Below are 17,604 nucleotides of genomic sequence, written 5' to 3'. Positions count from 1 at the left end.
GTTTTATCCACCCATCGTATATTTTTGTCCCAGTAATTATTATATCATTTTTACATCTTTATTCAAGTGTATACATGCAAAAAAAGCAGAGGAAGGTAACCTGTAAATTCCTCCCTCTGCTTTTTTGCTGTACCTTTAATATTATTTATCAATAAATGCCTTCATTTTTGATTTTACCTGAGCTTGAGCAGCCGCCAGTCTTGCAATTGGCACTCTGAACGGTGAACATGATACATAATCAAGCCCTGCGTTGTGGCAGAATTCAATGCTTGATGGGTCACCGCCATGCTCACCGCATATACCAAGTTTGATATCAGGTCTTGTTGATCTTCCAAGCTCTGCTGCCATCTTAATGAGTTTTCCAACACCTTTTTCGTCAAGTCTTGCAAATGGGTCTGTTTCGAAAATCTTCTTCTCGAAGTAATCGTTCAGGAACTTACCAATATCATCTCTGGAGAATCCAAATGTCATCTGTGTAAGGTCATTTGTACCAAATGAGAAGAACTCAGCTTCTTTTGCTATCTCATCAGCTGTTAAAGCTGCTCTTGGTACTTCAATCATTGTACCAACTTTGTACTCAATCTTAACACCTTTTTCTTCCATAACCTTTTCAGCAGTCTTTACAATAATATCTTTTATAAATTTTAACTCCTTAACTTCACCAACAAGTGGAACCATTATTTCAGGTACAACATCTATGCCTTCGTTCTTCACATTGATTGCTGCTTCAATTATAGCCCTTGTCTGCATCTCGGCAATCTCTGGATATGTTACTGCCAAACGGCAACCTCTGTGACCAAGCATTGGGTTGAGCTCGTGCAAGCTCTGAACAATACCCTTGAGTTCTTCAAAGGTGATACCCATTTCTTTTGCAAGTTCTCTTATAGCATCATCTTCTTTTGGTAAGAACTCATGAAGTGGTGGATCCAGAAGTCTTATAGTAACAGGATAACCTTTCATTTCTCTAAAGAGTGCTTCAAAATCGCCTCTTTGCATTGGAAGGAGTTTGTCCAATGCTTTTCTTCTCTGCTCCTCTGTTCTTGCAACTATCATCTCTCTCATTGCAGGAATTCTGTCTTCTTCAAAGAACATATGCTCTGTTCTGCAAAGACCAATACCTTCTGCACCAAACTTCCTTGCCTGTGCAGCATCCCTTGGTGTATCAGCATTTGCTCTTACCTTCAGTCTTCTGATTTCATCAGCCCATTGCATAAAGGTTGCAAAGTAACCTGTGAGCTCTGGTTCTTTTGTTGGAAGTTCGCCTTCATATACATAACCTGTAGAACCATCAAGAGAGATCCAGTCACCTTCACGATATACTTTACCATCTGGTGTTGTGAAATATTTCTCTTCCTCATTGATTGAGATATCTCCGCATCCTGCAACACAGCACTTACCCATACCTCTTGCAACAACAGCTGCATGAGATGTCATACCACCGCGTGACGTGAGAATACCCTGTGCAGCAACCATACCTTCAATATCCTCTGGTGAAGTTTCTGTTCTAACGAGAATTACTTTCTTTTCGCCTCTTTCAACTGCTGCCTTTGCCTCTTCGGCTGTGAAGTAAATCTTACCAGTTGCAGCACCTGGTGATGCAGGAAGACCCTTTGCAATCGGTTTAGCAGCTTTTAATGCATTCTGTTCAAATGTTGGGTGAAGCAATGTATCAAGCTGCTTTGGATCAACCTTCAGCATAGCCTCTTCTTTTGTGATAAGACCCTCTTCAACCATGTCAACTGCAATCTTGAGAGCAGCCTGTGCTGTTCTCTTACCATTTCTTGTCTGGAGCATATAGAGCTTTCCTCTTTCGATTGTAAACTCCATATCCTGCATGTCTTTATAGTATGTCTCAAGCTTCTTTGCAATGTCAGCAAGCTGTTGATAAACCTCTGGCATTGTCTCTTTCAAAGCTGAAATTGGCTGTGGTGTTCTGATACCTGCAACAACATCTTCACCCTGCGCGTTCATCAAAAACTCGCCATAGAGTTCTTTTTCACCAGTTGCCGGATTTCTTGTGAAAGCAACTCCTGTACCAGAGTCATTGCCCATATTACCATATGCCATCATCTGAACGTTTACTGCTGTTCCCCAGTCATGAGGAATTTCATTAAGTCTTCTGTACACAATTGCCCTTGGGTTGTTCCATGATCTGAAAACTGCTTTGACTGCCTCTAAAAGCTGTACTTTGGGATCCTGTGGAAAGTCTTCGCCTTTTTCAGCTTTGTACAGCTCTTTGTATCTTGCAACCACTTCTTTCAAATGTTCAGCTGTTAAATCAGTATCATATTTTGCTCCATATTTCTCTTTTATCTCATCAAGTATCTTTTCAAATTTGTTCTTTTCAATTCCCATAACAACATCTGAGAACATCTGAATAAATCTGCGATAGGAATCATATGCAAATCTCTCATTATTTGTAAGTTTAGCCAAACCTTCTACAACTTGATCATTGATACCAAGATTCAAGATTGTATCCATCATTCCTGGCATTGAAACTCTTGCACCACTTCTAACTGAAACAAGAAGTGGGTTGGATGGGTCGCCGAATTTCTTTCCTGTAATTTTTTCAAGCTCTGCAAGTTTTTCGAAGATTTCTTCTACAATCTCATCAGCTATCTTCTCGCCCTCATCATAATATCTTGTACATGCTTCTGTGGTAACAGTGAAGCCAGGAGGAACCGGAAGTCCAAGATTGGTCATCTCAGCGAGATTTGCACCTTTTCCTCCAAGAAGCTCTCTCATATCTTTATTTCCTTCGTAGAACATGTAGACGTATTTCTTTTTGCTCAATTAAAATCCCTCCTATGTGAAATTTATTTGGAAAAAATATATAAAGGGGAAACTTGGCATGCCACAACATAAAATATTATAGCATATTTTTGCAATTTGAGAACACATTTTATTTAAAATTTTACCTCTATTTTTTCTTCTAAATATGGAACTATTTCTTCAATATGAACTCTTACCTGTTCCATTGTATCTCTGTCTCTGATGGTCACTGTGTTGTCTTCTAAGGTCTGATAGTCCACAGTTATTCCAAATGGCGTACCAATTTCGTCCTGGCGTCTGTATCTTCGCCCTATACTTCCACTTTCGTCATACTGAACAATCCACCTGTACTTTAGATTACTGTAAATTTCTTTAGCTTTGTTTATAAGTTCTTCTTTTTTCAAAAGCGGGAAAATGGCTGCTTTAACCGGTGCAATGGCAGGATGAAGGTGCAGTACCACTCTTGTATCATTTTCATCAATCTTCTGGTTTTCATAGGCATCAATCAAGAAGGCAAGAAGTGACCTGTCAACACCGGCCGACGGCTCAATTACATATGGAATATATCTCTGCTTTGTTTCATCATCAAAATAAGTTAGATTTTGTCCGCTATGCTCCTGATGTCTTGATAAATCAAAGTCTGTTCTATTTGCAATTCCTTCAAGTTCTGACCAGCCCATCGGGAATAAATATTCAATATCGACACATGCCTTCGCATAATGTGCAAGTTCATCTTTGCCATGCTCTCTTATTCTAATATTTTCTTTTCTAATACCAAGTTTGTAGTACCAGTTTATTCGCTGTTCAATCCAGTGTTTGTGCCAGTATTCATCGGTTCCAGGTTTTACAAAATATTCTATCTCCATTTGCTCAAATTCTCTTGTTCTAAAAATAAAATTGCCAGGTGTTATTTCATTCCGAAATGATTTTCCTATTTGCGCAATTCCAAATGGAAGCTTTTTTCTCATTGTTTGCTGAACGTTCAAAAAGTTTACAAATATGCCCTGGGCAGTTTCAGGTCTAAGGTAAACCACAGCAGATTCATCCTCGACAGGTCCCATAAATGTTTTAAACATGAGATTGAACATTCGAGGTTCTGTCAATTCTCCTCCACACTCAGGGCATTTGTACTCAGAAAGCTGATCTGTCCTCCATCTTTTTTTGCAAACCTTACAATCAGCCATGGGATCAGCAAAATTTTGTAAATGTCCGCTTGCTTCCCATACCTTGGGATTCATTAATATACTCGAGTCAATACCAACAACGTCATCTCTGAGCTGAACATTTGCCTTCCACCAGAGTCTTTTTATATTGTTTTTCATCTCAACGCCCAGTGGTCCATAATCCCAGCAACTATTTAGTCCACCATATATCTCACTTGATTGGAATATAAAGCCTCGACGTTTACAAAGCGAAACTATCTCATCCATTGTCACCATACTATCATTACCACCTTCAATTTATTTTGTGCAGTCGACTTTATTTTATTTTATAAATCTAAAAAAATCAAGAATCTTGAAATCTTTTTGTAAAACCAGCTTTATATATGTGGTCATCAAATTTTTTAAAATAGTGTTTAGCTCTCTGTCAATTTTTATTCTGCTTAATTTTTTCAAATCAGTTGCTGCAATTATTAGAATTTTCTCAACAGTTTTAAGATCAATTTTTACATCTCCTTCTTCTTTACAATCCGGACAAACAATTCCCGAATTTTTGAAAGAGAAAAAAATCTGACTCAAACTTGAATTATGACATTTTACACATTGAGTAAACTGTGGAAAAAAACCTGTAAAGATTAAGATTTTAATCTCAAAAATTCTGCAAATAGTCTCCGGGTCTGCCCCCTTTTTCAGCATATACAGTGAATTTAATAAAAGCCTCAATACGTCCTCGTTCTTCTGTTCTAATTCAATAAAGTTGTCTACAAGTTCTATCAAATAACTGGAGTAAATTGTAAGTCCAACATCATGTGTAAGGTCAAAAAAGGATTCAATTACACTTGCCGACGATATAGAATAGACATCTTTTGTCTTTGTAAGTACAAACTCAGAATATATTAGCGGCTGCGAACAAGCACTCAAAGGACTTAGGGTTCGCCTGCAATTTTTTGAAAGTGCCTGAATCTTTCCTATCTCGGCAGTCAAAATGGTCAATATCTTACTTGACTCTTCGAAATTTATGTCTTTTAGCACAATACCCCTTGCCTTTATAAATTTCATTATTCATCAAACCTCTTTTATGTTATATCCAAGCATTTTCATTGCTGTTATATCATCTCGCCAATTCTTCTTTACCTTTACCCATAGCTGAAGATTGACTTTTATTCCAAATAACATTTCAAGCTCTTCTCGAGCCTGTATTCCTATTTTTTTGAGCATCTGTCCACCCTTGCCAATAATTATTGCTTTGTGGGACTCCTTTTCACAGTAAATAGTGGCTTCTATGTCCAGAATATCCTTGTTTTCTCTTTCAGAAAACTTTTCGACTGAAACTCCAACCCCGTGCGGTACTTCTTCAGAAAGATTTAACAAAAGTTTTTCTCTTATTATCTCTGCAACAATAAAACTTTCTCTCACATCTGTTGTCATATCATCAAGATAATATTTTGGTCCCTCGGGAAGCAATGACTTGATTTTTTCTAACAATACATCACAGTTATACCCGTTTATAGCTGCTATTTCAATTATAAATTCGAAATTTAACCTGCTTGAAAAAAGACTCTTTAAAATTTCAATGTTTTCTTTTGAAGCCAAATCAGCTTTGTTCAGAACAAGTATCTTGGGTGTTTGTACTTCTTTTAACTTCTCTAAAATTGTCTCATCCCATGGACCTATACCGCTATCGATAGCTTCAACAATATACAGGATCAAATCAACCTCTTTTAAGGTTTTTTCAGAAACCTTCACCATATATTCTCCAAGTTTATTTTTGGGCGGATGTACACCTGGAGTGTCGATGAATATTATCTGAGCATCATCAAGTGTCAATATACCCTTTATACTATTTCTTGTTGTTTGTGGTTTTGGCGAAATTATTGATATCTTCTTGCCTACAAAATAGTTCATAAGCGTAGACTTGCCAACATTGGGACGTCCTATTAGAGCTACAAACCCTGATTTGAAAGCCATATCTCAATACCACCTCAGTTTCTTTTTTTGGTTTCAAAATACCCATTGTATTTATTATGTCTTTAAATTATCATATCATATGTGCTCAACTTTTAACAGGAAGGGAGAAAGAAAATTTTACAATGAGACTGGTATATATAGTAAAAAAAGAGGATCTAAATATGACTTACAGGCAAATTTTAAGAAAAAAACTATTTTTATCATCAACTATGTTGAGCAGATTAAAATTCAATAACAGAATAAAATTTATCCCACCGGTATTTTCTATAAATGAGTATCCTCTTGAAAACTCAGTTATAGATATTCAACTTGAAGATTCACCTTCAAATATAGTGCCTGCAAAAGGTAACATTGACATTTTATTTGAAGACCAATTTTTTTTGTTTGTTAACAAGCCATCCGGTATTCCTTCACATCCTTCAAAAGGACATTATTTTGATACGCTTGCAAATTATGTAGAAGCATATTTAAATCTTCAAGGCCTTACTTCACATATAATAAACAGGCTTGACAAAGATACCTCTGGCATTGTGGTGTTTGCCAAAAACTCGTACTTTCACAGCATAATTTCCCAGGAGTTTGAAAAAAGGTGTGTTGAAAAGACATATATTGCAGTAGTACATGGAAAATTGACAAAAAAAAGTGGGTTCATAGAAAAACCCATCAAAAGATCAGGCGATGGTATTAAAAGAGAAATCAATGAAAGAGGAAAGTATGCAGTCACAATGTTTGAAGTAATTGAGCAAAACGAAAATTTTTCAGTTTTAAAGCTAAAGCCTATAACCGGACGAACACATCAGATAAGAGTCCACCTGGCTTCAATAGACCATCCTATTGTAGGGGACTCTTTGTATGGCATTGAAAAATATACACATGCTCCTTTATTGCTTCATGACTATTCTATATGTTTTAAATTCAAACTAACAGAAAAAGAATACAAAATCACTGCTCCACTACCATACTATTTTTCTGAATTCCTTGGCTCTCATTTGGATATTTAAGATTTTTAACAAATATTTCTATTCTATCCAGAGCCTCTTTAATAGTTTCTAAGGAGTATGCGTAGGAACATCTTATAAAACCTTCCCCACATTCTCCAAATGCAGTTCCCGGTACAACTGCAACCTTTTGCTGATATAAAAGCCTTTCGGCAAATTCTTCTGATGAAAGACCTGTGGACTTTATTGAGGGAAAAACATAAAATGCCCCTTTTGGTTCAAAACACTCAAGTCCCATTTTATTGAATCTATTCACCATATAGCGTCTTCTCCGATTGTATTCTTCTCTCATCTTTTCAACTTCTGCTTCACCATTTCGCAAGGCTTCAATTGCTGCATACTGAGAAAATGTAGGTGCACTCATAATAATGTACTGATGAACCTTCGCCATTGCTTTGATAAAAATTTCATTTGCTGCCACAAACCCGAGTCTCCAGCCTGTCATTGCAAATGCTTTTGAAAACCCATTTATTAGTATTGTTTTGTCCTTCATCTCCGGAAAATTTGCAACAGAAACATGATCACCCTCATATGTAAGCTCAGCGTAAATCTCATCTGAAATTACAATGATATCCCTATCCTTTAAAACATCCACAAGCTCTTTTAAGTCTTCCCTGGTCATAATCGCGCCTGTTGGATTATTTGGATATGAAAGTATTAAAACTTTTGTTCTTGGTGTAATTTTAGATATTATATCCTCCGGACGAAGTTTAAAGTCATTTTCTGACTTTGTGGAAACTGCAACCGGAACCCCACCTGCAAAGATTGTACAGGGTTTGTAAGAAACAAAACAGGGCTCAGGAATTAAAACCTCGTCACCTGGATTTACAATACTTCTAAGTGCAATGTCAATTGCTTCACTTGCTCCGACTGTAACCAAAATCTGATCTCTGTAATTGGGATAATCAAGGTCAAATCTCCTTTTCAAGTAACTACTTATTTCTTTTCTAAGTTCAAGAAGACCAAAATTGGATGTGTAATGTGTATGCCCTTCCTCAATAGAGTATATACCCATCTCTCTTATACTCCATGGCGTTACAAAGTCCGGTTCACCAACACCAAGTGAAAGTGCATCCTTCATTTCAGATACAATGTCAAAAAATTTCCTGATACCCGAAGGTGGGACACTCTGGACAGACCTTGATAAAAATCTTTCTAAATTATTCACGGTGTTATTACCTCCCTGTCGTCCTTCTCACCATCTTCCAGAATTACTCCTGCATCTTTGTACTTCTTCATTATAAAATGAGTTGCTGTAGACAAAACATATTCAAGCGGTGCAAGTTTTGAACCTACAAAGTGTGCAATGTCTTTCATACTCTTACCTTCAACAATTACATGCAGATCATAATCACCAGAGAGAAGATAAACAGCCTTTACTTCAGGAAACTTGTATATCCGCTTTGCAATTGCGTCATATCCAAATCCTCTTTGAGGAGTTACTTTTACCTCAATTATTGCTTCAACCACTTCTTTTTCTGTCTTTTCCCAGTCAACAATTGTGTGGTATTTTACTATCACCTTCTCGTTTTCAAGCTTTTTTATTATCATTTCGATATTCTCTTTATTTTCATTCAGCATAATAGCAATTTCCTCGGCAGAAAGCTTTGGATTCTGTTCAAGAATCTCTAAAACCTTTACTTCAATACTCATATATCTTCATCCTCCTTCGCAAGATGTTTTAAAAATTCTATCAATATCCCTTTCTCTTTCATACTTTCAATAACCTCATGATTGACAACAATACCTGCTGGCAATATCAAATTTCCATCCACATAAAAGTCCTTTTGCAATTTCCTATGAGGGACATCATCTTCATTTGTAAGTAGGTTCTCTACTTCATTTAACGTATCTTTTAATTTTTTTAATAATTTTTCTTTCTGCTTTTTTATGTATGAGATATTGTTAAAGATATTATCTCTGATTTTTTCCAATTCTTCTAAACTTTTTGAATACTCTGACTCTATTTCTAAAGCCTTTTGTAAATAGTATTTTTCCCACTCACTAAAAAAATACTCATCAATAAACTTTTGGTAACAGCTAATATCCTTTATATTTATCACAGACAACTGATGATTCAATCTCTCAATTTCTCTTTTTATCCTCTCATTTTCCGCCATCAACAGTTCCTCTTGCTTTTCAAGCCTGTTAAAACGGTTTTCAAAATCTTCATTTAGCCTTTCAATATAAGTTCTCACTTCAGCTTTTGAGTATCCAAAAAAAGAGGTTGGAAGTATCACTCTTGTTCCCCCTCTTTCATATTTACAATTATCACATCATCCCCAATTATAACTATGTCTTCCCAGTTAATTACTTCTGTATCCCACCGAAAATTCCTTCTTTTCTTAATCTCAATACTGCAAATATTCCCATTATCATCAATCAACAGCTCTACAGTATCTGAACTGCCTATGATCTTACCTGAATTCTGACAAATAATAGGTTTTGAATTTTTTATATTACTCAAAAGCAAGCTTTATAACACCTCTTCATTAAAAAACTTCTTAAATGCCTGTTGATCCAAATCCACCATCCCCACGATCTGTTTCAGAAAGTTCCTGAACTTCTTCAATTTTCGCCTTTTCGTACTTGCATATTACCATTTGAGCTATTCTGTCACCTCTTTTTATAACAAAGGGATTATTCCCAAGATTAATCAAAATTACACAAACCTCCCCTCTATAATCACTGTCAATTGTTCCAGGAGAGTTTAGAATAGTAATACCGTACTTTAATGCAAGTCCGCTTCTTGGTCTTATTTGTGCTTCATATCCATCCGGAAGTTCTATATATATTCCCGTTCTAATAAGCCTTATCTCTCCTGGGTTTATTACCATTTCACCATCCACACAAGCAAAAAGATCCATCCCTGCAGAACCAGATGAAGCATACTGCGGCAGTGGCAAATCCCATGCATCATCTGCTCTTTTTATTTTCAGAATCATCTGTCTACCATCTCCTTTTTAATTTACCTTACAACAATTCTTTGCTCAAAAATACTGCTATTTATCTCTTTTTTGTTTCCTACAACAGCCACAGAAAACTCCTTTGTCAGTACTCCCTGTATAATTTCCATAACCTGGTCAAATCTGATGGAATTAATTTTATCAATTATTTCATTTAAATCAATTACTTTGTTCAAGAGCAACATATTCTTACCGATATTGGACATTCTACTGCTTGTATTCTCCAAACCAAAAATAATGCTTCCTTTTATCTGTTGTTTTGCAACCTCCACCTCCTCAGGTTTCAAATTACCTTTCACCAGAAGACCAATCTGATTGAGAATTTCTTTATAAACAACCTCCAAATTTTTAGGGTTGGTTCCAGCATAAATTATTAGACTTCCCACATCTTTGTAGGTGCTAACAAAAGAACTTACACTGTACACCAGTCCGAGGTCTTCTCTTATTTTTTGAAAAAGCCTTGAACTCATCCCACCACCAAGAATGTTCGAAACTATTAACAGTTTGTAAACATCTTCGTGTTGTTGTCCAAAACCCTCAAAGGCTATCGCAATTTGAACCTGATCACCCTTTTTTGACTTTATTGCTATGCCTCTATTAAATGCAGGCTTTGTTTTGTTCTCATCTGTTGCTCTTGTATTGTTTTCCCACCTGCCGAAATACTTCTCGCACAAACTCACAAGAAATTTTTCATCAAAATTGCCCGCAACTGAAATGACTGCATTTTCGGGTCTATACCTCTTGTTCATGAAATTCAGAATCCTATCCTTATCAACCTTCTTTACAGTAGTCTCTTTACCAATTATCGGATAAGACAATGCCTCTCCTTTCCATATCAAATCATTTAGTGATTGATACAAAATCTCTTCCGGATCATCTTTTGACATATTAATTTCCTCAATTATTACAGTTTTTTCTTTTTCAATGTCTTCTTGACTAATTAAAGGGTTCAGAATTATGTCAGATAGAATTTCAAACGCCTTTTCCAAAAACTCATCCAACACTCTTACATAAAAACACGTATATTCCTTCGCAGTGAATGCATTAATCTGCCCACCTATTGATTCTATTTCATATACTATCTCTTTTGCACTTCTATTCTCTGTCCCTTTAAAAAGAATGTGCTCAATGAAATGTGAAATTCCATTCTCACTTTTAGTTTCATATCTTGAACCTGCTAAAATCCACACTCCTACACTTACTGTTTTAACAGTTTCAATCTTCTCATAAACCAGCCGAAGCCTGTTGTCAAGTGTCCAGAGATTTATCAAATCAGGCTACCCTCCTCAGCAACCAACGTCATTGTCACAACAGCATTCCCAGCAAACAATTATCTGGCATATTGTACATATATCACAATTATTGTGTGGTCTGTAACCTCTGTTATATGCAGACCATTCATAATTTCTTGAGGTTGTTTCAAACTGTTCTTTTGCACGCCTGTATTCAAAATTATTTGGGTCACGACTATATGCCTCAACAAAATACCTGTAAGCCTGGTTTATCCATCCTCTTTTCTGATATATTATTCCCATTAAATAAAACCATTCTGCATCATTTTGTGGATTCTGATTAAGTAAGCTTTCTGCTGCAGTTAAATTACCCTGCATAATTAGATCTCTTACCTGTTTATAAATGGAAGTCTCATCATATGTAGAATATTCATATTCTGTATACCTGTCATTCATAAGAATATTATATGCTTCATTGATTTCTTTTAATTTCTCTTCTGCAAGTTCACGCAGTGGATTGTCTTTAAATTTATCAGGATGATACTTTTTGACAAGCTCAAGATAAGCTTTTTTAATCTCTTCTTTTGTTGCACCCTTTCTTACACCTAAAACCTCATACGGGTCTCTCATGTTGCTTTCAACTCCTTGAAATAGTTTGCTTTTAATTTATCTATAACCTCCTGTGTTTTTGAGTACATCCCAAGCTGAACTATATTGTCTAACAATTGATTATTATACCCTTTTATAAGATCACTCAATCTGGCAAGATAATTATCTAAACTCACCTTCAAGATATTTATTTCTCTTTCGAACAAATCTCTGTCGTCCTTACATTTTTGAAAATAATATTTCAAAACATTATATCTTTTTTTCTTTACGTCCTCAATATAGTCATCAATGGCATCAACAAAGTAAATCCACACACCAGTGTAAAAACCTATCTCTTTCAGAGTCCTATCACCATTGTATGAAAAAATCTCTGATAGAATCTGACCAAAATTGTGTGCTACCATATCCATATTGCTACATTCTTTCTTCTCAAGAAAGATCTGATTTTTAAAAAGTTCTTTGATTTTATTAAACTGGGCAGAATAATACTCTGTTATCTTTTTTATATACAGGTTCAGTAATTTATACAGGCCAAAGTTCATAAAATGCTTTTCGTCAATGTAATCATCATATAATTTTAGAAATGTTAATACTACCATCTGATTGCTTACATATTCCAATACCCGGTTTGATTTTACAACCACTTTTTTGTTCTTTGGATGAGCAATACATCTTGTTGTGGCAAACTCTTCCTTAATATCAAAATGTTCTTTCAAAACCAAATACAAAAATACAAAGTCGTAATTTAAAAATATTCGTGGAATATTGCCAATCTTTTTTGTCTGCAGGCATATTCCACAATACACTGCTTTGTAATATTCGTACTCACGTATTTTGAGTTCAGGCTTGTAAGGTACAACATATCCAAACAACTTCAGAAGCTTCCCCTTATGTCTTTTATTTTCTTTATGTTTTTATAGTAGCAAAAATAAAGCTCATTGTTAAGTAAAATTTAGTTGATTTTTTTTAAAAGACTAATTAATATTATTTTGATAGCAGATCAACTTCAATTTAGGGGGAAAAAGAAGATGGGTTATAAATACTGTCCAAGATGTGAACTGAACAGAATACCTGAAGAAGAAGAACTCTGCCCTATCTGTAAAAAGGATTTAGAACAACTAAAGAAAGTGACCGAAGAAAATATGAAGCTTTGCCCATATTGCCATGAGGAATATATTCCTGAGGACCAGGACATGTGTGAGTCCTGTTTTGAAGAAAGACTTTTAACAGGTGTTGTTGACGACTCTGAGATAGAAGAAGAAACCCTGAAAGAAGTCGAAACAGAAGTTTTTGAAAATGACTTTGTAGACATAGAGCCAGACATTCTTACAGAGCTACCAGATGAAGAAATAGACCTTGGAGATGCACCACTGGATTTTGAAGAAATAGATATAGATGAGGAAGTTCTGTTAGAAGATGAAGAGATTAAAGAACAAGAAGAGGTGGAAGAACACAGCGATTCTTCAAAAGAAGAAAGCCCAAAAAAAAATAAGAAAAAAGGAAAAAGCGAGAAAAAGAAGAGTAAAAAGAAAAAAACAGAGTAAAACAGAAAAAGGTGGGCTATTTTTCTTTCTGGTAGCCCACCTTTTTATTTGGCATTTTCTCTTTTTTCTTCAACCATTCTGAGCCGGTTTAGTGCTCTATACAACGCTGCCTGGTACCCTTCAAATTCATCAGGTGGAAGTTTCTGTTGAAGCTTTCTCTCAGCTCTTTCTTTTGCAGCCAAGGCCCTTTGTCTGTCTATTTCCTCTGGCCATTCAACAGCATCACTCAGGATAACCACCCTGTTCTGGTTAACTTCAAGTATACCTCCTGCGATGGCTGCCTCACGCCACTTCCCATCTTTTTTTATTTTAAGCTTCCCAATTCCTATTGGTGTGATAATCGGCTCATGCCCTGCCATCACGCCTATTTCGCCATCAATTGCCCGAACAACTATCATCTCCACTCTGTCTTTAAAAAAAATTCTCTCAGGTTGCAAAACTTCTAATTCAAATTCAGCCATTTTAGAATATCACCTCAAAGTTTATTTACCTTTCATATCTTTCTCATAGTTTTCATAAACCTCATCAATTGTCCCTACCATGTAGAAGTATTGCTCAGGAATATGGTCCATTTTGCCTTCAATTATTTCTTTAAAGCCTCTTATTGTGTCCTTTAGCTTAACATACCTTCCCGGTCTTCCTGTAAAAGCCTCAGCAACAAAAAATGGCTGAGAAAGGAATCTCTGAATCTTTCTTGCTCTATAAACAATCAGTTTGTCCTCTTCAGACAGTTCATCCATACCCAATATTGCAATAATATCCTGCAGCTCTTTATACCTTTGCAAAATCTGCTGGACTGTTCTTGCAACATAATAGTGTTCTTCACCAACAATGCGTGGGTCGAGTATTCGGGATGTAGAGTCAAGCGGATCAACAGCCGGATATATACCAAGTTCAGCAATCTGTCTTGACAAAACAGTTGTTGCATCAAGGTGAGCAAATGTAGTAGAAGGAGCCGGGTCAGTGAGGTCGTCAGCAGGAACATAAATTGCCTGAACAGAGGTTATTGAACCTCTTTTTGTAGAGGTTATTCGCTCCTGCAAAGCACCCACCTCATTGGCAAGTGTTGGCTGATAACCAACCGCCGATGGAATTCTCCCCAAAAGTGCTGATACCTCGGAACCAGCCTGGATGAACCTGAAGATATTGTCAATGAACAAAAGCACATCCTGTCCTTCTACATCACGGAAATACTCAGCCATTGTAAGACCAGTGAGCGCAACTCTCATTCTTGAACCCGGTGGCTCATTCATCTGACCAAAAACCAAAACTGTCTTTTCTATGACACCTGATTCGTTCATCTCCAGCCACAGTTCATTCCCTTCTCTTGTTCGCTCACCAACACCAGTAAAAATAGAAAATCCACCATGTTCTGTTGCAATGTTTCTGATAAGCTCCATAATGAGAACAGTCTTACCAACACCTGCACCACCGAAAAGCCCAATCTTTCCACCTTTTGCATATGGTGCTAAAAGATCTATTACTTTAATCCCTGTTTCAAAAATCTCCACTGCAGGCACCTGCTCTTCAAACGAAGGTGCACTTCTGTGAATGGGCCAGTAATCTGTTGCCTGTACCTCGCCTTTATTGTCAATTGGCTGTCCCAGAACATTGAAGATTCTTCCCAACGTTCCTCTTCCAACAGGCACCTTAATAGGAGAGCCTGTGTCAATTGCCTTCACACCTCTTTTAAGTCCATCAGTTGAACCCAGAGCAACACAACGTACTGTGTCGTTGCCCAGATGCTGGGCCACTTCGGCAACGAGTGTCTTACCATCAAAATTAATTTCTATTGCATTGTTAATGGCTGGAAGATTTCCACTTTCAAATCTTATGTCCACAACAGGACCTATAATCTGAACTACATAACCAACATTTTGTTTCATCTCGGGCTACACTCCTTTTAAAATCAAGTTTAAAATGGTTATTTATTTCAAAGCAGCTGCACCGCTTATTATTTCTGATATCTCCTGGGTAATCACTGCCTGGCGTTCACGGTTGAGCTTCAAAATCAGCTTCTGAATCATTTCATCGGCACTCTTGGTTGCATTGTCCATTGCAGTCATCCTTGCTACAAGTTCGCTTACATACGAGTCCATCATTGCTCCAAATATTATCCCTTTCAGGTATTCATATATAACAACATCAAGTACATCTGTAAGACTTGGTTCATATTTTATTGATTCATTTGTTTTGACCTCGCCGGTGACAAATTCAGCTGCATCAAGAGGAAGAAGTTTTTTTACAATCACATCCTGTTTAATTGTGGAAATTAGTTTGGTATAGATGATATAAAGCTCATGAATATCCCCTTTATAATACCTTCTTATAACCTCCTGGGCAATTAACTTTACAACTTTTACAGATACTAACTGGGTTTGATAGTTAAAATTGTCTGCTACTTTGTAACCATGTCTTTCCAAAAAGTTTTTCCCAACATTACCTATAGGAAAGAATAATACATCTTTGTCTTTTGAAATCTTTTCGTATAAATTCAACATGTTTTTCAATACATTGGCATTATAACCTCCACACAAGCCCTTGTCACCACTGATGACAATTACACCTATTCTTTTCTGCCCCTCTTTGTACGACCCTTCAAAGAGTATATGATTTGCCTTTATACCATGTACGACAAGATCTTTCATAAATTCCTGTATCTTCTCAAAATAAGGTCTTGTTGAGTCAAGCCTGTCCCGCGCTCTTTTCATTTTTGATGCAGAAATCAAATACATAGCTCTTGTAATCTTCTTTGTCTCACTTACACTTCTAATTCTTGACTTTATCCATCTTGTCTTGTTTGCCATCTTCTGTTTCACCTACTTACTGCTTTTGAATCTATCCTTGAATTCAACAATTACCTTCTTTAAAAGCTCTTCATTTTCAGGTGTCAGGTCTTTTGTCTCCTTTATAAAATCAAATATTTGTGGATAGTTTGCAGAAATATACTGAACCAGTTTTTCGCTAAATTCTCTAACTTTATTTACTTCTATATCCATTAAATATCCATTTACTGCACTGTAGAGTATGACAACCTGATACCAGACAGGCAGTGGCCTGTATTGAGGTTGTTTTAGCGTCTCCACTATTCGCTGACCCTGAGCAAGTCTTTCACGGGTGGATTTGTCAAGTTCTGAACCAAACTGAGCAAAAGCTTCAAGCTCTCTGTACTGAGCTAAGTCAAGTCTGAGTCGTCCAGCAACTTTTTTCATAGCCTTTATCTGGGCATTGCCACCCACCCTTGAGACCGATATACCTGGATTTATTGCAGGTCTTATACCAGCATAAAACAGCTCGCTTTCAAGATATATCTGACCATCAGTGATTGAAATTACATTGGTAGGAATATATGCCGAAACATCACCAGCCTGGGTTTCAATAATGGGTAGTGCAGTAAGCGAACCACCACCACGCTGGCTATTTAACTTTGCAGCTCTTTCCAGAAGTCTTGAATGAAGATAAAAAACATCCCCGGGATATGCTTCGCGACCAGGTGGACGTCTTAAAAGAAGTGACATTGCTCTGTATGCAACTGCATGCTTTGACAAATCATCATAGATTATCAGTGCATCTTTGCCAAATTCCATAAACTCTTCTCCCATCGCACACCCTGCATACGGCGCTAAAAACTGAAGCGGTGCTGAATCGCTTGCAGTTGCACTGACAACAATGGTATAATCCATTGCACCATATTCTTTTAGGGTGTGTACTATCTGTGCGACAGTTGACGCCTTTTGACCAATCGCTACATAGATACAGTATACTCCCTGGTCTTTCTGGTTGATAATTGTATCAATTGCTATGGCTGTTTTACCTGTTTGTCTATCCCCAATAATAAGCTCTCTTTGACCTCTTCCGATTGGAATCATAGCATCAATCGCCATAATACCTGTTTGAAGAGGGGTTTTAACAGGTTCTCTTTCAATAACGCCAGGTGCTATCCTTTCAACCGGTCTGTATTTTTTTGCATTGATGGGACCCAAACCGTCAATAGGCTGACCCAGAGCATTCACTACTCTACCCAAAAGCTCTTCTCCCACAGGTACTTCTACTACCCTACCTGTCCTTTTGACAACTGTTCCTTCTTTGATTTCTTTGTCATTACCCAGGATTACACATCCAACATTGTCTTCCTCCAAATTAAGTGCCATTCCATAAACATTGTTAGGAAATTCTAAAAGCTCACCAGCCATGCAATTATCAAGGCCATGTATTCTTGCAATACCATCACCGGACATAATTACAACGCCAATGTCACTTGTTTCTATTTTCTTTTCATAGTTTTTTATTTGCTCCTTAATAATTGAAGCAATTTCATCTGGTCTTATTGTTACATCGACCATCTTAAATCATCA

The 17,604-nt window shown here is 36.7% G+C and carries 18 protein-coding genes; 2 read left to right on the top strand and 16 right to left on the bottom strand.

Features of this window, described 5'->3' with window-relative positions; translation table 11 throughout:
• Positions 1–141: 141 nt before the first annotated feature.
• The 4 genes from ppdK to era form a co-directional block, all read right to left on the bottom strand.
• On the bottom strand, positions 142–2,793 hold the full coding sequence (ppdK, locus tag OTK00_RS05730; protein ID WP_082054627.1) for a pyruvate, phosphate dikinase: 2,652 nt from the start codon (positions 2,791–2,793) through the stop codon (positions 142–144).
• A gap of 113 nt (positions 2,794–2,906) precedes the next feature.
• A complete protein-coding gene (locus OTK00_RS05725; RefSeq protein ID WP_307188838.1) occupies positions 2,907–4,202 on the bottom strand; it encodes a glycine--tRNA ligase in 1,296 nt (431 codons plus the stop codon).
• 54 nt (positions 4,203–4,256) lie between these two features.
• Entirely contained in the window at positions 4,257–4,991 is a 735-nt protein-coding gene (gene recO / locus OTK00_RS05720) for a DNA repair protein RecO (RefSeq protein ID WP_045169434.1), read from the bottom strand.
• 6 nt (positions 4,992–4,997) lie between these two features.
• Entirely contained in the window at positions 4,998–5,900 is a 903-nt protein-coding gene (era, locus tag OTK00_RS05715) for a GTPase Era (RefSeq protein WP_045169433.1), read from the bottom strand.
• 122 nt (positions 5,901–6,022) lie between these two features.
• On the opposite strand from era, the gene OTK00_RS05710 reads away from it, so the two are divergent.
• Entirely contained in the window at positions 6,023–6,901 is an 879-nt protein-coding gene (locus OTK00_RS05710) for an RluA family pseudouridine synthase (RefSeq protein WP_045169432.1), read from the top strand.
• Here the strand turns inward: OTK00_RS05710 and OTK00_RS05705 are convergent.
• The 8 genes from OTK00_RS05705 to OTK00_RS05670 are packed head-to-tail and all read right to left on the bottom strand — an operon-like array spanning position 6,843 to position 12,577.
• Positions 6,843–8,066, bottom strand: a complete 1,224-nt coding sequence (locus OTK00_RS05705; RefSeq protein ID WP_045169431.1) for an aminotransferase class I/II-fold pyridoxal phosphate-dependent enzyme — start codon at positions 8,064–8,066, stop codon at positions 6,843–6,845. The two genes, OTK00_RS05710 and OTK00_RS05705, sit on opposite strands and share 59 nt — an antisense overlap.
• Positions 8,063–8,551, bottom strand: coding sequence for an Lrp/AsnC family transcriptional regulator (locus OTK00_RS05700; protein WP_045169430.1), 489 nt, complete (start codon positions 8,549–8,551; stop codon positions 8,063–8,065). The genes OTK00_RS05705 and OTK00_RS05700 overlap by 4 nt, the downstream gene beginning before the upstream one ends.
• The gene (locus OTK00_RS05695; RefSeq protein WP_045169429.1) at positions 8,548–9,138 is read right to left on the bottom strand and encodes a hypothetical protein; all 591 of its coding nucleotides are present in this window, start codon (positions 9,136–9,138) and stop codon (positions 8,548–8,550) included. Before OTK00_RS05695 ends, OTK00_RS05700 begins: the two co-directional genes overlap by 4 nt.
• Positions 9,135–9,365, bottom strand: coding sequence for a PRC-barrel domain containing protein (locus OTK00_RS05690; RefSeq protein WP_241765484.1), 231 nt, complete (start codon positions 9,363–9,365; stop codon positions 9,135–9,137). Before OTK00_RS05690 ends, OTK00_RS05695 begins: the two co-directional genes overlap by 4 nt.
• Positions 9,366–9,402: 37 nt before the next feature.
• Positions 9,403–9,843 (bottom strand): dUTP diphosphatase, encoded by a 441-nt coding sequence (gene dut, locus OTK00_RS05685; RefSeq protein ID WP_045169427.1) that lies wholly within the window; start codon positions 9,841–9,843, stop codon positions 9,403–9,405.
• 23 nt (positions 9,844–9,866) lie between these two features.
• Positions 9,867–11,135, bottom strand: coding sequence for a M16 family metallopeptidase (locus OTK00_RS05680; protein ID WP_045169426.1), 1,269 nt, complete (start codon positions 11,133–11,135; stop codon positions 9,867–9,869).
• Positions 11,136–11,150: 15 nt separating this feature from the next.
• Complete coding sequence (locus OTK00_RS12090) at positions 11,151–11,726, bottom strand: J domain-containing protein (RefSeq protein ID WP_045169425.1); 576 nt, start codon at positions 11,724–11,726, stop codon at positions 11,151–11,153.
• Complete coding sequence (locus OTK00_RS05670) at positions 11,723–12,577, bottom strand: DUF5685 family protein (protein ID WP_045169424.1); 855 nt, start codon at positions 12,575–12,577, stop codon at positions 11,723–11,725. The genes OTK00_RS12090 and OTK00_RS05670 overlap by 4 nt, the downstream gene beginning before the upstream one ends.
• 156 nt (positions 12,578–12,733) lie before the next feature.
• On the opposite strand from OTK00_RS05670, the gene OTK00_RS05665 reads away from it, so the two are divergent.
• Positions 12,734–13,249: a hypothetical protein gene (locus OTK00_RS05665; RefSeq protein ID WP_045169423.1), complete on the top strand. Its 516-nt coding sequence runs from the start codon at positions 12,734–12,736 to the stop codon at positions 13,247–13,249.
• 44 nt (positions 13,250–13,293) lie between these two features.
• On the opposite strand, the gene atpC is transcribed toward OTK00_RS05665, so the two are convergent.
• Genes atpC through atpA form a run of 4 tightly spaced genes read right to left on the bottom strand, consistent with a single transcriptional unit; the run spans position 13,294 to position 17,592 of the window.
• The gene (gene atpC / locus OTK00_RS05660) at positions 13,294–13,710 is read right to left on the bottom strand and encodes an ATP synthase F1 subunit epsilon (protein ID WP_045169422.1); all 417 of its coding nucleotides are present in this window, start codon (positions 13,708–13,710) and stop codon (positions 13,294–13,296) included.
• Between the two features lie 21 nt (positions 13,711–13,731).
• A complete protein-coding gene (gene atpD, locus OTK00_RS05655; protein ID WP_045169421.1) occupies positions 13,732–15,135 on the bottom strand; it encodes a F0F1 ATP synthase subunit beta in 1,404 nt (467 codons plus the stop codon).
• 42 nt (positions 15,136–15,177) lie between these two features.
• Positions 15,178–16,056, bottom strand: a complete 879-nt coding sequence (gene atpG, locus OTK00_RS05650; protein ID WP_045169420.1) for an ATP synthase F1 subunit gamma — start codon at positions 16,054–16,056, stop codon at positions 15,178–15,180.
• 12 nt (positions 16,057–16,068) lie between these two features.
• A complete protein-coding gene (gene atpA, locus OTK00_RS05645; RefSeq protein ID WP_045169419.1) occupies positions 16,069–17,592 on the bottom strand; it encodes a F0F1 ATP synthase subunit alpha in 1,524 nt (507 codons plus the stop codon).
• Positions 17,593–17,604 lie beyond the last annotated feature (12 nt).

This window comes from Caldicellulosiruptor morganii (assembly GCF_026810225.1).
In the GTDB taxonomy this organism is placed as follows: Bacteria; Bacillota; Thermoanaerobacteria; order Caldicellulosiruptorales; family Caldicellulosiruptoraceae; genus Caldicellulosiruptor; species Caldicellulosiruptor morganii.
Note: the sequence above shows the minus strand (reverse complement) of the source record. Positions and strands in the feature narration are given on the sequence as shown.

What these genes read in the sequence shown, in the direction of transcription:
- OTK00_RS05725 (WP_307188838.1), bottom strand. Translation starts at nt 4,202, where the DNA reads ATGGATGAGATAGTTTCGCTTTGTAAACGTCGAGGCTTTATATTCCAA.
- recO (WP_045169434.1), bottom strand. Translation starts at nt 4,991, where the DNA reads ATGAAATTTATAAAGGCAAGGGGTATTGTGCTAAAAGACATAAATTTC.
- era (WP_045169433.1), bottom strand. Translation starts at nt 5,900, where the DNA reads ATGGCTTTCAAATCAGGGTTTGTAGCTCTAATAGGACGTCCCAATGTT.
- OTK00_RS05710 (WP_045169432.1), top strand. Translation starts at nt 6,023, where the DNA reads ATGAGACTGGTATATATAGTAAAAAAAGAGGATCTAAATATGACTTAC.
- OTK00_RS05700 (WP_045169430.1), bottom strand. Translation starts at nt 8,551, where the DNA reads ATGAGTATTGAAGTAAAGGTTTTAGAGATTCTTGAACAGAATCCAAAG.
- dut (WP_045169427.1), bottom strand. Translation starts at nt 9,843, where the DNA reads ATGATTCTGAAAATAAAAAGAGCAGATGATGCATGGGATTTGCCACTG.
- OTK00_RS12090 (WP_045169425.1), bottom strand. Translation starts at nt 11,726, where the DNA reads ATGAGAGACCCGTATGAGGTTTTAGGTGTAAGAAAGGGTGCAACAAAA.
- OTK00_RS05665 (WP_045169423.1), top strand. Translation starts at nt 12,734, where the DNA reads ATGGGTTATAAATACTGTCCAAGATGTGAACTGAACAGAATACCTGAA.
- atpC (WP_045169422.1), bottom strand. Translation starts at nt 13,710, where the DNA reads ATGGCTGAATTTGAATTAGAAGTTTTGCAACCTGAGAGAATTTTTTTT.
- atpD (WP_045169421.1), bottom strand. Translation starts at nt 15,135, where the DNA reads ATGAAACAAAATGTTGGTTATGTAGTTCAGATTATAGGTCCTGTTGTG.
- atpG (WP_045169420.1), bottom strand. Translation starts at nt 16,056, where the DNA reads ATGGCAAACAAGACAAGATGGATAAAGTCAAGAATTAGAAGTGTAAGT.
- atpA (WP_045169419.1), bottom strand. Translation starts at nt 17,592, where the DNA reads ATGGTCGATGTAACAATAAGACCAGATGAAATTGCTTCAATTATTAAG.